The sequence below is a fragment of the Burkholderiales bacterium genome, from assembly GCA_035518095.1.
In the GTDB taxonomy this organism is placed as follows: Bacteria; Pseudomonadota; Gammaproteobacteria; order Burkholderiales; family JAHFRG01; genus JAHFRG01.
Genome location: DATIXX010000023.1, coordinates 1 through 14,086, shown reverse-complemented (window position 1 = coordinate 14,086; position 14,086 = coordinate 1). Strand labels below are relative to the sequence as shown.

Sequence of the window (14,086 nt, the reverse complement as noted above, 5' to 3'; positions counted from 1 at the left end):
TGGGACTCACCGGCCCCATGCCGGAAAGAATCATGGCAGCATTTACGAAGGCATCAACCCAGGACAGGTTTTCAAAATGGTGATAGCCCAACATGCCGACAAAAAGCGAAAGCACCACAAGAGATAACCCGAGCATAATGCTTAGAATCAAGCGGCGGAGAAAACTTCGCCAAGGCAAAAGCGGGCTGCTGCGATGTTCAAACATTGAGAATTCCCTGAGTAGTCGCCGCCTATGAGTTGTAGTAGTCTAATGAAACACTTGGAATTTGGAACGAGTAGTTTTTGACGCAATTAGAATATCACTCCTGACATTCAACTTCAGCAGAATAAATGCGATCCCGACACCTTAAAATCCTGTACCTAATTTTTTCTACTTGGCTGCCTGTGCTGCCAGCCCACAGACACAGGAAGTATGGACTAACCGAACACTCTCGGGGCAGGATGCTCAGGCGCGATTTTTTACCGATCGCCAGGATTGCGATACCTTTGCCGCGACCTCGCACCGAAATCTTCGAATACATCCAGAGCTTCTACAACCGGCAGCGACTGCATCAGGCACTGGGCTATGTGAGCCCCGCCCAGTTTGAAGCAATGAACGGTGTTGCTTAACTATGTGTCCGCGAAATCGGGGTTACCACAACCTGAGCCCTTTTGTGTGCTTTTTGTTTGTGCGCAGAAGGCGTGAACTTTGTGGCTGCGGTTAAAGAAAGTGGCTAGCGATGACCCCTCTGGTCGTCTTTGTCTTGTTACTCTTTCTCTACAGCCTATTGTCGCGACGGCTGGAGCAGACAATTGTGACCGCGCCCATTGTGTTCACGGCCGCGGGCATACTGATGTTTCCTGCCTTGCAAGGGATTTTTAGAGCCGGATTGGGTTCCGATGTCTCGCTTAACCTCGCCGAAGTAGGTCTGGTGATGCTCCTCTTCACAGATGCCAGCCGCACCGACTTGAACGTTTTACGCAGCATTCGAAACCTGCCGGCGCGGTTGCTAAGCACTGGCATGTTGTTGACGATTTTTCTGGGCGCGGTTGCCGCGCGGTTCGTGTTCCCGCAACTCTCTTTGTTGGAAGCGGGAATCCTGAGCGCGATCCTCGCGCCGACCGACGCCGGCCTGGGACAGATCATCGTGAACAGCCCGCGGGTGTCCATGCGCATTCGCCAAGCGCTCAATGTTGAAGCCGGTCTTAACGACGGACTTTCCGTCCCGTTCCTCTTGTTCTTCATCGCCTTCGCGGCCGCCAAAATCGAAGGTGGTGCGGCCAGCCTGTTGCAGTTCATTGTGGAACAGCTTGGGTTTGGCTTGCTGGTCGGCTTGGCCATTGGCCTTGTCGGCGGGTGGTCGCTGGACCTGGCCCGCCGCAAGGAGTGGATCGCGGAATCATTCCAGCAAATTGGTGTAGTCGCGCTGCCGCTACTCTGCGTGGTGGCGTCGGAAATAGTCGGCGCAAGCATGTTCATCGCGGCGTTCGTCGCCGGCCTGGCTGTGCAAATTGGATTCAAAGATGTCGGCAAGCACAGTGGCGAGTTCGCTGAGGAATGGGGACAACTGATCAACTTGGTCGTATTCTTTCTGTTTGGCATGGCGGTGGTGCGGATTTGGCCGCAGTTCAGCATGGCATCGTGGTTATACGCGCTGCTAAGCCTGACGCTAGTGAGGATGCTGCCGGTGGCAATCGCGCTTATCGGTACCCGCCTCAGCGCGGCCAGCGTAGTCTTCATGGGCTGGTTCGGTCCTCGCGGTTTAGCCTCTATCGTTCTCGGCCTGGTCTATCTGGAAGAGGAAATGCATCTCCCGGGCGAGTCAACGATCCGTTTTGCGGTCATGGCAACCGTACTGCTTAGCATCTTTGCCCACGGACTAAGCGCGATGCCCGGCATCGGTCTCTACGCCCGCAAGGTCGCATCACTCAAAGCCGACGCGCCGGAGCACCAGGATGCGAGATGACGATTTGGATAAGAAATATCGTGTAGTGCGGGAGCGACCAACGATGTGGGCAAGGAAAGCAACGGGATTCAAACCATTCCCGAGCGGGGCTCTAACCAAAAAAGGCGGATTGACAGCCAGACTAAGTGAGCACTTTGCCTCGGAGACGGGTTTGCGTAGGGTTAATTCTGAACGATCGCATAGTGCAATTCGGTGCAAAGCGGCTTTCGCACAAAGGTGTTTTGGAAAGCGCCATATCTTGACCGAGACGGCGCGAAATATTGCCTCACCGCGGGCATGCAGGTTTCTGTCCAAATCAATCTTGGCAGCCGCACTCTTCTCGAGTATCTGCCTTCACCGGTTCAAAACACAACGTACGACGCCGGCGAAGCGCTTTAATCAGCTTTAGGCCCAAGCAACGCAAAGCCAAGGTTTGCAGGCCAAGGGCAACATTTCCCGATAAAAACCGTTTGGCAGTAAGCCAAGCCCGATTTTTTCTTGGAAAATGAGAATATGGGAAAACTAATATTTCAAGACCCGAGCCCATTTGCGTGAACGGGAACAGCGGAATACCATTAACAAGAAATGTAACAAGTCGTTGATCGTTGATAGGCATGGCAAGATTGCGCCGCTTATCAGGAGGAGGTTCGTATGCATTACATGCCTGGCGAGAAGATTCTTTTTGAATCCAAGTCGACGAAATTAGTACTGACGACTCATCGAGTCCGTTTTGAATCCAGGACACTGGGCAGAAAACTGGTCACCAGTTTCATGCTGGAAGAAATCGTATCGTGCAATTTAATTTATCGCAACCATCCTTCCTTTATTGGCGTGGGCATCGTCTTCGGCATAGCGGGATTCTATCTCGTCAGGTATGTCGACTTCGCATGGGCCATTGGCCTTACATTTATGGCGTTGTGTTTGCTGGCTTACCTCGCGACCATTGAACGAGCTGTCGTCCTGTCATCCTCCAACGCAGTCATGAATGTCCCCTTGGGGGTGCTGGGCGACCAAGATCCAATAGAATTTATTGATGAAGTTGAAACCGCAAAAAACGCGAGATATGTTTCGACCAAGAAAATGCAGCAAGAGCAAAACTACCCAAAACCCGAAATGCTTGATACAAGGCGCGAGCCAAGTATTGCACCAACGAGTTTTAGAAATTCCGAGGGCCGGTAATATATGTCGGCAGTCCTTGTCGACGCGGTCAAGGTTGCGCGGCATGAGAGCAAAATGTTTCAATCATGCAGCTCACACAATCAGCCAAGCTTGACCAACAATCCTGGAAAATAAGAATATGGGAAAACCGATGCATCGAGACCTGAGCCCAGTTTTGCGTACGTAGAAGGATTGCTATAACTGCCACCCGTGGTGGAAGGTTCGTGGGGACGCATAAATGAAACTGCTGCTCATATTCTGCCTTATTATGTTAGCTGCTGCTTGTAACGTGGCAAAGCAACAACCGGTAGTAATACTTGATGAAAACTATGCTTTCATTTCCGCGAATTCTTGGTGTGATTTAACGCATTGCTCAAGCAGGGTGGCCGTTGGTTTGAAAGTTCTGGAATTCAATGAGTACGTGAAAATGGCTTTTGCCTCGGACCGTACCTGTCGCGGCATTTCCCTTGTTCCATACGACATCAGGCATTTGAAAGATTCAGTGGCTAAGGTTGTTGCCGCAGCTGATTGGAGGCTGCGGTTTGATTTTCATGGTGGGCGTATTAAGCAGGAATGGGTTTTGTTTGATCAGCGGCGCTCGGCGAAGATTCTTTTGCAACGCGTCTTGCATTGGCTAGGGATCCGCGATAATGCGACAGGTTTGCCTCAGAAGCCGAATTGGTTCGCCGGCACAGGCTCACCGGGAGAAATCGCCCATGCGGTGTGCGTTATCGTTAATGGCCAAGGCGGCTCTTTGGAGTAGATTTCACCTTGGACCTGCACGAAATTCTGTGTGCGAACGCAATCGCGAATGGCTGCTTTCGGCGGCAAAAAAGGACACTGGCGCCCGGTGATGCAGATTTCTGCTGAAATTAATTTAGGCAGCGCGGGCGGGAAACTCTGATCGCCGCAAACTCCGGAAACATAATCACTAGGCTCGCGCTAATAAAAATAACGTTTTCCGCTGGAACTGATTACGCAATTAGCCAAGCCTAACCCTTTTAACTTTCAGCTGCGCAATCTGGCGACCGGGCAGCGGCTCAATCCTTTTTTCGCAGGAAGCGTTCGAACACCGCGGGCCGCCACGGTCGCATCGCCAATATCATGCTGGATCCGAATCGCTGCGCAATGGGCAATCGCCTGTCTTGGCGGTTGAGGTCATCGAACTCGGCCGCGAGTTGTTCGAACTTCTTTCGCAAGACCTCATTGGAACTTCGGGACAGCATGCCTGAGATAAACAAAAATCCTTCACCCTCGGCATCAAACCGGCTCTTGAGAAAATCTTCGCGCATATGGGTGTTGAAGAATTCTTCGATCGGTCCATTCTTGCGCCAGGCAAAATTTGGCAAGATCAGGAGCTTGATGTGATTCTTCGGCAAGAGCTCAATCAACTTGAGCCGATCAAGCCGCGCTAAACAGCGAATCACTTCGGACTCGGGGAGCGTGTAATAATCCAGAATTTCGTGAAACGTCCAGCTGTTTACCACCAGAAAAGCTACCAAAAGAAGTTTAGTGTCCGAAACCAGTTCCTGTTCCTGGCGTTGCGTGAGCTCGCTGATGCGGCTGCGCCCCACTTCCATCATCTCGACCAAGTCCGTGATCTCGATTCCCATTAGCGAGCAGAGCGTATCGAGCCGAGCGAGCGAGAAGCCCGATTGCGCAAACAAGCGTTTGACGCTCGCTTCACTCAGACCGAGCGCTTTCGCCACGTTGCGGTAGGTGAGGCCGCGGAGCTTGAGCGCCGTTTTAAGTGTCGCGACGAGGGCTTCTGTCTGTGCCATGGACGACAATAACCAAAAGTATCAATATTTGATACCAAGCGGCACTTGTTACGCAACTATTTTGTTATTTGTTGCGTATTTCGATACCGACGTCCAAATTTGGCTCGCCTTGGCGATTGCGGCAACGGGGAGGCGGGGCAAATGATCAGCAAATTAGAAACGACGGTTTGTTTGGAAACGGTTCGCTCTGTACGCAGATCAATCCGTACGCTCTGCAAATGGCCGGTCGCCATCGTCAGGGGCGCGCCAGAACGGCAAAACATTTTAGTTTATGACATCCATTCGCAGCTCAAACGAACGTGCGTTCACCAAAGTGCGCTCCCCGATTCGATTCATGTCAAACAGGGCTTAATCCGGCAGGGCGAGTTCGAGGGATGGCCGGCAAACATTAGACGGAGGAGACACAAATGAAAGAAATTATGCATGTCTGTTCGGCATTTGCGCGCTTGCTCGCGATGGAATTTCTGAAACCCGACGCGACCTATTCGTTTGCTACTATCGGCGAATTTTCTTTCGAGGACGCCCAGTCGGAATTTGTGGACGTTCTGAATAAATCCGGGTATTTTGCCGCTTTGACGGAGGGCGATGGGGGTGACATCCACATCAAGGCTCAATTGGAGGCCCGAATAATAAACACCTGGCGCGGTTCGGAAGCGTGGCAACAGTTCTCTGCACCTACCGGCCCCCTGATTCCGGTATGGGGTACGGAGAAGTTCGACATGACGGCCCAAGTCGTCACAAAGGACCACGAAGAGAAGACATATTCACTTACGGATTCCGTAACTACGGTTCTAAGGCTTCCCCGGGTCATCGCGAACACTTTTAAGATACCGGCGCGCGTTAAAAAGGAAGTAAGGGAAAACATCTGGAAGACTCTGATATTCAAAATGCAACAGGACGGTTTTCTTCCCACGCTTGTTTCTGACGAAATCTTCGACTTTGGCGAGTAGCCAATTATGAAAACATCCTTTACTCAATTTGTCCTCGCGCTTGTGTTCGTTATAGACGGTTGTAGTGGTATAGAAACAAAAGCAGTCAGGTTTTGAAATATTAGTTTTTCGTAGGGATCATCAATGGCACGCAATCGTGTCTTTGCAACTGCAATATCTTGACTGACACCGCGCGAAATACCGTTTAAATCCGGGCATGCGGGTTTCTGCTGGATTCAACCTCGGCAACCGCACCGGAATATAGCTTCTGCTTTCGCCCATGCGAAAAGTCATGCACGAAGCTGGCAGGGAGTTCTAATCAGTGTTGAGCTGCGGTATCGTAAAGCCGAAGTTTGCGGGCCGTAGCTACAAAGCATTCCAACGGGGCTTATTACACAATTAGTTACTCCGGAACCGCTGTTATGTGCCACTGACCGCTAGTCCCGATTCTTGGTTCGAGACGTGCTCGGGGAGCCACACTGCACTGAGCGCACAAGAACTGAAGAAAGAGTGGCCGCACTCTGAGCCTTATGTGCAGCACGAAAGACTAAGAGAACGTTCATGGAATCCGCCTTTTTCAGACGAGATGTCGACTCAACCGCTTCATTTATTAATTCAGTAACCGACTGTTTGACCCGGATTGAACAATACACACGCCAGGTAATATCGCATTTTTAATAGCAGTAGTAATATCGCCTTGTAGGCTATATCAATACGCAAGTTACCTGCGGGCAGGAACAAACCAATAACATTCAATGGAGTACTTTCATCATGTATTGGGATGGTCCCCGATACGGGTTTCAGCGGATATGGATATGTCCTCAGATTTTTCTCGTCGTGCTCATTTCGTTCCTTTACAGGGGACTGGGCTGGCCCGAGTGCGGCGGGATGCGAAGTAGCCATGTCCGCGATGATTGAAGAACACATATTCCCAGGAACCGCAATGCCGGGGCAGGATTGGTGGCACGTACTATGGCCGAACCCCGATGCGGTAATAGACGTTTTAGGAATTGACCCGGAGATGACCGTGGTTGATCTTTGCTGTGGGGATGGCTACTTCACCGCTGCTATCGCCCGGCGCCTGGCCTCGGGACGAGTCATTGGGTTTGACCTCGACCCTGTCGTGCTGGAGCAGGCGAAAGCAGTCTGCAATACGATGAAGAACTGCACCTGGCTACTCGGTGACGCGATGGAGTTGGTTAAACTGATAACAGTTGCGGTCGATTACGTCCTTATCGCAAACACTTTTCACGGCGTGCCAAACAAGATGGAGCTTGCATGCGAGGTTGCCAAGATATTAAAGCCGGACGGCTATTTCGCCATTGTTAACTGGCATGCTCTGCCGCGCGAAAAGACCCCGGTATTAGGTCAACCGCGCGGGCCACGCACGGAATCACGCATGTCCCCGGTAGAGGTTTCCGCTGTAGTTGTACCGGCGGGATTCAGAAGAGACCGCTACGTGGAATTGCCTCCCTATCATTACGGGGCAATTTTCAGAAAAGATTAGCTGCCGTAGCGTTTTGAAGTTGCTAGACCAGAACCTGGCCCTCTCAATCTGTCCGTGCCGTTATGGGCGGAAATGAGTAAGGCTGGCGAATGCTGATCAACATTGAGCCCCGGGTGGGCAAAGCCGAGGGTTGCCGTTCGGGCGAACAGCATATTCCGAAGGGGCCCAGTACGTAATTAGCCAAGACTTATCCCTTCAGCTTGCTTTTTGTGTAGCGAACTTGACTCTGTCCAGTTCGGTCAAATTCGGGAGGCGCTGAGCCGGGGTCGGTCTTTACGCAGCGAGCGGTTCAAGGACGAGATTGAGCGCGCATTGAAAGGCGCGCCGCATGCCCAAGCGCTCGATGTTGCTTGATCAAAAGGCTGAGCAAAGTAAGCCTACTGGCTGATAAAACGTTTCAGGGCCGTTTTTACTCCGGATGTTTATATTGAGCCGCTAAATCTCAGCTTGGCGGCGCACAAGGAGGAACAATATGGAGAAGAACAAGTCCGCTGCGCATCAACGGCTAGGACTCGCCGGGACTGCAGGCGAATTCTTAATCGGAAATGATCTCCGTGTAACGCGGTTGGGATTTGGCGCAATGCGAATCACGGGAAATGGAATTTGGGGCCCGCCCGCGGATCGAGCCGGGGCCATCCAAGTATTGCGTCGTGCTGTCGAATTAGGAATCGATTTCATCGACACTGCGGACTCCTACGGTCCAGGGGTGAGCGAAGAAATCATAGCCGAAGCTCTGCACCCCTACCCAGCAAACCTGGTAATTGCGACAAAAGGGGGCTTCGAGCGGCCAGGTCCCAACCGATGGGTCGAAAACGGAAAGCCGGAGCATCTGAGATCCGCCTGCGAAGGTAGTCTGCGCCGGTTGCGTCTGGACCGGATCGATCTGTATCAGTTGCATCGAATCGATCCGAAGGTTCCGCTTGAAGATCAACTCGGCACCCTGAAGGCCCTGCAGACCGAAGGCAAGATCAAGCACATCGGTCTATCGGAAGTGACCGTGCTGCAGATTCAGCGTGCGCAAGGAATAGTTCCTATTGTCAGCGTCCAGAATCGCTACAGCGTGGCCGACCGAAGATCGGACGATGTTTTGGAATATTGCGAAAAGGAGGAGATGGCGTTCATTCCGTGGTTCCCGCTGGCGGCCGGTCAACTGACTCGTGAAGACAGTCCTGTCCGCCGCGTGGCGGAGCGGTTGAAAGCTACGCCATCACAAGTTGCTCTTGCTTGGCTGCTCGCGCGATCTCCAGTCATTCTGCCAATCCCGGGAACTTCCAGCGTCCCACACCTAGAAGAGAACGTTGCTGCAGCCGGATTGAAGCTTAACGACAATAAAATGCAGGAACTACGCCATGCGGTGCACGGATGAGAACGAACCCGACGATCGAAATGATTTGAAGTATATATTTCGGCGCGGAGGATTGGTCAAGAAAGGAGTTCAAACACAAAACACAATTAGGCAAACTGAGATCCTTACCTTGTTTGTTCCGTGTGAACTTGATGCAAGGCAAATCGGTCAGATTAAAGGTACGATCGACCGTGGCTGGCGATTCCGCCGCGGAGATTCAAGAATGAAATTGAGTGCCCATTGAATCCAGCGCGCATCGGCCCATGCGGAATCAGCCATGCGATCGATAATGCTCGAACGAAAGCTTAAACAAAGCGAGCTGTTCGGTTGATAAAACGGTTCCACTGACTCGCTTTTTAGTTACTCATTTACCGGGTACTACCATGAAACTGACTGCGAACCGCGTAAGAAATTTTCTGGTTTTCGTTCTATTGAGTTTCTTATACTCGAGCGTGAGCGCGGCAGATTTTGCATCCGGACTCGACGCCTTCGATCAAGGGGAATACAAGAAAGCGCTTGCGGAATTCAAGCCGCTGGCGGAAGGTGGAAATGCCAGGGCCGAATACCGGCTGGGCATTATGTATGCCAAGGGGCTGGGCATTCCACTCAATTACGAACCTGCCGTAATGTGGCTCAGAAAGTCCGCCGAACAAGGATACGCAAGCGCCGAGAACGATCTGGGAGTGCTTTACGACCAGGGGCGCGGCGTGCCGGAGAATCCCGCCGAGGCCGCCCGGTGGTTCATGAAGGCGGCCGTACAGGGCCACGGCAGCGCACAACTGAATCTCGCGTCCCTGTATAAAGAAGGCAGAGGCGAGCCGCAGGACTCGGTGCAGGCGTTTGCCTGGGCGGATACGGCCAGTGAACTCGGCGAATTTCGCGCCGCAAAGCTAATGGACACCATAGGAAAAAGCCTGACACCCCAGCAGCTCGTTCAGGCCGATAAACTGGCGGCCGAATACCGGCAAAAATACGTGCTGCCGTTCCGTAAATATTGAAACTGCCAAGCAAACCGTAATGTCATCGGGGTTGAAGTATCGGAATCACCGAACCACCATAAATACAGAATCTGTCAGACTGCGAACGTTGAACGCTCGACGGTTAGCAACGTGTTTGGAGCGGGAAAAGAAATTTAGGATTCAAGGCTTGCCCCTGACGGCGTTTCAAAGCCGAGATTTGCGGACCGTAGGAGAAAACATTCCAATAGCGCTGGTCACGCAATGAGTCAAACTGTATATCCATCGATACCCCCATCTGATCCTTCCTGAATCTCCCCTCTTTTAAAAGTAACCCATTTGTAACCGATCCGTATGTGATCGGAATGTACCCGAAGCACATCATGTGCCTCAGAGTCGATGGCGAATCGATTGAAAGGCATCCGACTTAAAGGAGGTACTTCATGAAAACCAAAGGTTATGCCCGCCGCATTTGCGCACCCGCGTTGCCACAAGACGCGGATAAAGAAGAGTTCGCAGAGATCGTGCTCGATGACGAAGGTGAATGGGATTGGATAGAAAACCTTGGAAACTGTTCTGCTAAATGTGCTGAACAATCGGTTCAGCCCGTTGGCGTTATCGGTCAGCGTTTTTACCTTTTCGGCGCTCGTATTCGTACTAGGCGCGTGCACTAGCGAAGCGGGTAGTCATAACGATTCCAAACAACGTGGCACACGGCAAATAACAGCGGAGGTGCGAAATGGGAAGTAAGTTAAAAAACCAGAATGTTCGAACGCGCGCGCTGGAACAGAACTTAGATGCCGTCCTCGAAACAACCGCGAAAGGCACTGGTATAAAAAGTCATGATGACCAAAATGCCGATCGACCGGCGGGTCTATTTATAAATGCGCGCGCATGGTTAATTCGAACAAAGACAAGTCTTATGCATGAAACCGGGCCATATGTTTTCGGGAGTGACGTCCAATCAGACTCCGAACCTGCCGATACTGATGAGCAGGCGCTTGACGAAGCGATGGAGCGGGGCCGTCAAGATATTGCAAGGCAGTACGCTAATTCATTTTTCTGATTTACCTCCATCGCGCGAATGGCATACCGGGTGAAATTCTCGCCAGTCAGAGACGCGAACAACGCGGTCAGTCCGGTCCCAATTCACACTGTCGACCAAAAGTAGGTCATTTGTAACCGATCCGTATGCTATCGGTAAGTACTCTTATCTCAGTATGTACCAAATGCCGCAGGAATTCCCCGAACGCGGCCGAGTTTGCCGACGCATGGTAGCGTGGTTGTGGAATTTGCGCCGTAGGTGATCGTCCGGGGAAAACTTGGAGTTCCGCGTAACGGAGGTTTGTATGCACCGCGTCGCAGTGATGTCGCTGGCTGTTCTATTTGTTGTAGCGGGAAGCGGCTGTTCGTTGATGGCACCAAAATATACTGCGTCAATGGAAAACGTTCAGGAACTGAAGGACGCCGGCGACTATACCGCCAAAGTAGGCCAATTCCATTCCCAACCCGGTCCGGGTAATGCCAATCCAATTTCGTTGCGCGGCAACTCACTCTTGTCGCCCTATGCAGATTCGTACGCTAACTATGTCGCAGAAGCAATCAAGCAAGAATTAACACTCGCCGGCAAGCTATCGCCTGATGCTGTGGTCGAGGTTTCCGGCGTACTTTTAAAGAATGACCTTGACGCGGCCACCTTCGGCATGGGGCAAGGCGATATCGAAGCCCGGTTCGTGGTCAAAAAAAGCGGGCAGGTGCGTTATGACAAAGTAGTGTCCGCGCATTACGAGTGGGAATCGTCTTTTGCCGGCGCCATCGCAATTCCACGCGCTCAACAGGCGTACCCGGAGCTGGTTCAGAAACTCTTGGCGACTCTGTACGCAGATCGGTCATTCGTTCAAGCGCTCAAGTGATTACTTTATTCAAACGCTAAAAATCCGGAGTAACTCAAATGCGAATCCTCCAACGTATGTGTTTCATCATTGCGGTCGTAGTCGTTACCGGGTGCGCACACCCGATGGTTATCAGCCCCGATATTAGCAAGATTGAGCGCGACAACACCCAGCCGATCGACAAAAATGTCGGCTATTACATGGCTCCTGACGCGCGCGAAAAAGCAGTCACAACGCCAGGTGGTGGTGGAGACATGGTGACTTATCAACCCTATAAAGACATTGAGGCCGGATTTTACAAGATGCTAAGCAACGTCTTCAAAAATGTCACCGTACTCAAATCCTCCAACGATGCTGCCACAATCAGCAAGCAATCGATCAGCTATGTAATTACGCCAGTCATCGCCACCAATTCGTCTTCCTCAAGCATACTTACCTGGCCGCCAACGCGATTTACTGTGACGTTGACCTGTAACATCGCTGACAGTCACGGAAAGCCGGTGACAATAATTTCGGTCACTGGCGAAGGCCAGGCTGAGTTTGATGAATTTAAGCACAATTTCTCGCTTTCCGGAGAACGCGCAGCCCAGGACGCGCTTTTGAAAATGCAGAGGGCTTTGCTGAATGCCCCGGATCTACGAAACTAGTTTGCATAGTAGTTCTGGAATAATCTGTGCAAATCGTGGGCAAGTTCGCATTGATTAGTCGTAAGAGCATTAAATGTCAACGTAAACCGAACTTGGAATCTGGGAGATATTTATGTAGCACCGGGGCGTGGTTCGCGCTCGGTGGGGTATAGGGATCGCATTTTTTTGCGTTTCGGTATTCGATACGTACCCGTCGGTAAGCGAGAGTTCAAATGAAAAAATCAGCGTATCAATCTTACTGGGAATTTTGTTAGCACTTGCACTTATTTAGTACTTAAGTCCTTTAAGTGGAGCCGCTATTCCTCTGATCGAATTCCTGAGCGTTGGCTTGGTAACCGCAATTGGGGCTTTTATCGTGTCTTTACGGAAATCCAGAATTCAAGGGTTGGCTCTGACAGCGCCCTAATTACTTCAGCATACTTTGTCAGCCGATATCGGGGAACGGTATTCCGCCAGGGTGCCGGACCGGTCGCTCCTCAGCGGAAGTGTAGCGCGGCGGTTGGTGCATGCGTTTTTGAAAGGAAAATCTTCCAGCCGCGGTCGGTACGCCACAACCCATAGGTGACACCTTGGCGCTGGAAGACGCTGCCATTCGCGCGATAGCGTGTCACCACGCCGCTGGCAATCGCAGTGTTGTCGTCAAGGAGTCGGACTTCAAGATGATCCCAGACGCTTTTCGAATAGCCTTCCTTGACGAGCTCTGGGAGCAGGCCGTTGAAAAATTCTTCTTGCGCGGCGCGGGTCGCACGCACGATGGGACCATTCGGGCTAATGCGCATGGCGGGCTCGTAGTAAAAGCCGGCAATCGCAGGTGCGTCGTGTCGGCTCCAAGCGTCCTCGTAGGCGTACAGAACCTGTTCAACCGCCCGCGCTTCAGTCAAAACTTTGGTCGGCCCATCAGCCATCGCCTGGCCATACGGCAGGAACAAGATTAGGACAAGTCCTCGGATGCACTTGCTCATGGTGAAGTTCTCCTCCTTAATCCTTACATAACGTTGTAGACCTCGAATATGCCAATCCATTCATTTACTGCGGGCGGATACAACCTGATTGTACGGGCAATAAACCAGTCAGGTCTTGAATACTGAATGAATGACAATCCGGAAATTTAGCCGCGCCGGGTATGCAAGTCAGGTGAAGGTGATAAGATCCGGCTCGATTGTAAGAGAACGGGTTTGCGCTTGCGAGGACGTAAATCCGGTTAGCGTATATTTTCGGCAGCCGGCCTGTGATCTTTAGTATGGTCAAAAACTCGGGATCCTTCGGTCTTTCCTTGTCGTCTCTGGCCGGTGACAGCAAAACCAGCAGGCAATCAGTAAAATAATTCCTTATCACGATTTCCTGTCGCATTCCTGCGACAGTATTTATTTATTAGTGTCTGCTCCCGGTTGTTTTGTAATCTTATTCAAATTCTGGCACGAGGACTGCTAAACCTGAAATCCGGGACCGGACGGCGATGCCAATGGATGACCGCCAGGTATCATGAAAGTCCCGCCGACTGCACCTATCATAGGCGCGTGCGGAAATTGATAACAGGAGAATCCCATGGTTACGAAGCTGCGCAATGTTAATCCATCAAATATTGGACACCCCCACAATAAAGCCGGAGGATTCCTTATTGGACTCCTGATCGTTGTGGTCCCGGCGCTTCTCGGATCTGGAAAAACCGTAATTGACCCAGGTGCTGACCCAACGCTGCGCCACGCGCTGGCGCCCCCCTCCCTGGACTGAGTGCAGAAGAACTGGAGCTGTTCAATGCCAGCTTGAAAACTTTCACGGAAACAGATTCAGTCAAGGGCACTTTCGTAAGCTCTAACTTTGGAGCCGAGACCGGCGAGGGATTGGGTCCGCGGTTCAATGCAAACAGTTGCGCAGCCTGCCATATACAACCGGCTATCGGTGGAACAAGTCCATTCATCAATCCGCAGTTTGCAATTGCCAGTGAC

General features: G+C 51.7%; 17 protein-coding genes and 1 pseudogene. 14 read left to right on the top strand and 4 right to left on the bottom strand.

Translation table 11 applies throughout. The features are described 5' to 3' along the window. Positions 1 to 205 (bottom strand): hypothetical protein (locus VLV32_04310; GenBank protein ID HUL41114.1); only part of this gene is annotated, 205 nt, incomplete at its 3' end. A 302-nt stretch (positions 206 to 507) separates the two neighbouring features. On the opposite strand from VLV32_04310, the pseudogene VLV32_04305 reads away from it, so the two are divergent. Further along, a pseudogene (locus VLV32_04305) lies at positions 508 to 609 on the top strand (IS3 family transposase). Between the two features lie 110 nt (positions 610 to 719). Continuing rightward, the gene (locus VLV32_04300) at positions 720 to 1,946 is read left to right on the top strand and encodes a cation:proton antiporter (GenBank protein HUL41113.1); all 1,227 of its coding nucleotides are present in this window, start codon (positions 720 to 722) and stop codon (positions 1,944 to 1,946) included. A 295-nt stretch (positions 1,947 to 2,241) separates the two neighbouring features. Here VLV32_04300 and VLV32_04295 read toward each other — a convergent pair whose 3' ends face one another. After that, entirely contained in the window at positions 2,242 to 2,541 is a 300-nt protein-coding gene (locus VLV32_04295; GenBank protein ID HUL41112.1) for a hypothetical protein, read from the bottom strand. Positions 2,542 to 2,576: 35 nt separating this feature from the next. Between VLV32_04295 and VLV32_04290 the strand changes: the two genes are divergently transcribed. Beyond that, positions 2,577 to 3,104 carry a hypothetical protein gene (locus tag VLV32_04290; GenBank protein HUL41111.1) on the top strand — a complete coding sequence of 176 codons (528 nt, stop codon included), beginning with the start codon at positions 2,577 to 2,579 and terminating at the stop codon, positions 3,102 to 3,104. A 217-nt stretch (positions 3,105 to 3,321) separates the two neighbouring features. Continuing rightward, the gene (locus VLV32_04285) at positions 3,322 to 3,846 is read left to right on the top strand and encodes a hypothetical protein (protein HUL41110.1); all 525 of its coding nucleotides are present in this window, start codon (positions 3,322 to 3,324) and stop codon (positions 3,844 to 3,846) included. 277 nt (positions 3,847 to 4,123) lie between these two features. Here VLV32_04285 and VLV32_04280 read toward each other — a convergent pair whose 3' ends face one another. Continuing rightward, positions 4,124 to 4,864, bottom strand: coding sequence for a helix-turn-helix transcriptional regulator (locus tag VLV32_04280; GenBank protein ID HUL41109.1), 741 nt, complete (start codon positions 4,862 to 4,864; stop codon positions 4,124 to 4,126). 407 nt (positions 4,865 to 5,271) lie between these two features. Here VLV32_04280 and VLV32_04275 point away from each other — a divergent pair, with 407 nt between their 5' ends. The 8 genes from VLV32_04275 to VLV32_04240 all read left to right on the top strand — a co-directional run bounded on the left by VLV32_04275 (position 5,272) and on the right by VLV32_04240 (position 12,140). Further along, positions 5,272 to 5,814 carry a hypothetical protein gene (locus VLV32_04275; protein HUL41108.1) on the top strand — a complete coding sequence of 181 codons (543 nt, stop codon included), beginning with the start codon at positions 5,272 to 5,274 and terminating at the stop codon, positions 5,812 to 5,814. A gap of 880 nt (positions 5,815 to 6,694) precedes the next feature. Then, complete coding sequence (locus VLV32_04270) at positions 6,695 to 7,300, top strand: class I SAM-dependent methyltransferase (GenBank protein ID HUL41107.1); 606 nt, start codon at positions 6,695 to 6,697, stop codon at positions 7,298 to 7,300. A gap of 472 nt (positions 7,301 to 7,772) precedes the next feature. Next, positions 7,773 to 8,666 (top strand): aldo/keto reductase, encoded by an 894-nt coding sequence (locus VLV32_04265; protein HUL41106.1) that lies wholly within the window; start codon positions 7,773 to 7,775, stop codon positions 8,664 to 8,666. 362 nt (positions 8,667 to 9,028) lie between these two features. After that, positions 9,029 to 9,643 carry a tetratricopeptide repeat protein gene (locus tag VLV32_04260; GenBank protein ID HUL41105.1) on the top strand — a complete coding sequence of 205 codons (615 nt, stop codon included), beginning with the start codon at positions 9,029 to 9,031 and terminating at the stop codon, positions 9,641 to 9,643. Positions 9,644 to 10,044: 401 nt separating this feature from the next. Then, positions 10,045 to 10,275, top strand: a complete 231-nt coding sequence (locus tag VLV32_04255; protein ID HUL41104.1) for a hypothetical protein — start codon at positions 10,045 to 10,047, stop codon at positions 10,273 to 10,275. A gap of 65 nt (positions 10,276 to 10,340) precedes the next feature. Continuing rightward, the gene (locus VLV32_04250; GenBank protein HUL41103.1) at positions 10,341 to 10,667 is read left to right on the top strand and encodes a hypothetical protein; all 327 of its coding nucleotides are present in this window, start codon (positions 10,341 to 10,343) and stop codon (positions 10,665 to 10,667) included. Between the two features lie 283 nt (positions 10,668 to 10,950). Continuing rightward, positions 10,951 to 11,514 carry a hypothetical protein gene (locus tag VLV32_04245; GenBank protein HUL41102.1) on the top strand — a complete coding sequence of 188 codons (564 nt, stop codon included), beginning with the start codon at positions 10,951 to 10,953 and terminating at the stop codon, positions 11,512 to 11,514. 38 nt (positions 11,515 to 11,552) lie between these two features. Next, positions 11,553 to 12,140, top strand: coding sequence for a hypothetical protein (locus tag VLV32_04240; protein ID HUL41101.1), 588 nt, complete (start codon positions 11,553 to 11,555; stop codon positions 12,138 to 12,140). Positions 12,141 to 12,616: 476 nt separating this feature from the next. Here VLV32_04240 and VLV32_04235 read toward each other — a convergent pair whose 3' ends face one another. Next, positions 12,617 to 13,102 (bottom strand): DUF4440 domain-containing protein, encoded by a 486-nt coding sequence (locus VLV32_04235; GenBank protein HUL41100.1) that lies wholly within the window; start codon positions 13,100 to 13,102, stop codon positions 12,617 to 12,619. A gap of 583 nt (positions 13,103 to 13,685) precedes the next feature. Here VLV32_04235 and VLV32_04230 point away from each other — a divergent pair. Together VLV32_04230 and VLV32_04225 are read left to right on the top strand one after the other, a co-directional pair. After that, positions 13,686 to 13,871: a hypothetical protein gene (locus VLV32_04230; GenBank protein HUL41099.1), complete on the top strand. Its 186-nt coding sequence runs from the start codon at positions 13,686 to 13,688 to the stop codon at positions 13,869 to 13,871. A gap of 32 nt (positions 13,872 to 13,903) precedes the next feature. Continuing rightward, a partial coding sequence (locus VLV32_04225) for a hypothetical protein (protein HUL41098.1) occupies positions 13,904 to 14,086 on the top strand: 183 nt, incomplete at its 3' end.

What these genes read in the sequence shown, in the direction of transcription:
- VLV32_04300 (HUL41113.1), top strand. Translation starts at nt 720, where the DNA reads ATGACCCCTCTGGTCGTCTTTGTCTTGTTACTCTTTCTCTACAGCCTA.
- VLV32_04295 (HUL41112.1), bottom strand. Translation starts at nt 2,541, where the DNA reads ATGCCTATCAACGATCAACGACTTGTTACATTTCTTGTTAATGGTATT.
- VLV32_04290 (HUL41111.1), top strand. Translation starts at nt 2,577, where the DNA reads ATGCATTACATGCCTGGCGAGAAGATTCTTTTTGAATCCAAGTCGACG.
- VLV32_04285 (HUL41110.1), top strand. Translation starts at nt 3,322, where the DNA reads ATGAAACTGCTGCTCATATTCTGCCTTATTATGTTAGCTGCTGCTTGT.
- VLV32_04280 (HUL41109.1), bottom strand. Translation starts at nt 4,864, where the DNA reads ATGGCACAGACAGAAGCCCTCGTCGCGACACTTAAAACGGCGCTCAAG.
- VLV32_04275 (HUL41108.1), top strand. Translation starts at nt 5,272, where the DNA reads ATGAAAGAAATTATGCATGTCTGTTCGGCATTTGCGCGCTTGCTCGCG.
- VLV32_04270 (HUL41107.1), top strand. Translation starts at nt 6,695, where the DNA reads ATGTCCGCGATGATTGAAGAACACATATTCCCAGGAACCGCAATGCCG.
- VLV32_04265 (HUL41106.1), top strand. Translation starts at nt 7,773, where the DNA reads ATGGAGAAGAACAAGTCCGCTGCGCATCAACGGCTAGGACTCGCCGGG.
- VLV32_04260 (HUL41105.1), top strand. Translation starts at nt 9,029, where the DNA reads ATGAAACTGACTGCGAACCGCGTAAGAAATTTTCTGGTTTTCGTTCTA.
- VLV32_04255 (HUL41104.1), top strand. Translation starts at nt 10,045, where the DNA reads ATGAAAACCAAAGGTTATGCCCGCCGCATTTGCGCACCCGCGTTGCCA.
- VLV32_04250 (HUL41103.1), top strand. Translation starts at nt 10,341, where the DNA reads ATGGGAAGTAAGTTAAAAAACCAGAATGTTCGAACGCGCGCGCTGGAA.
- VLV32_04245 (HUL41102.1), top strand. Translation starts at nt 10,951, where the DNA reads ATGCACCGCGTCGCAGTGATGTCGCTGGCTGTTCTATTTGTTGTAGCG.
- VLV32_04240 (HUL41101.1), top strand. Translation starts at nt 11,553, where the DNA reads ATGCGAATCCTCCAACGTATGTGTTTCATCATTGCGGTCGTAGTCGTT.
- VLV32_04235 (HUL41100.1), bottom strand. Translation starts at nt 13,102, where the DNA reads ATGAGCAAGTGCATCCGAGGACTTGTCCTAATCTTGTTCCTGCCGTAT.
- VLV32_04230 (HUL41099.1), top strand. Translation starts at nt 13,686, where the DNA reads ATGGTTACGAAGCTGCGCAATGTTAATCCATCAAATATTGGACACCCC.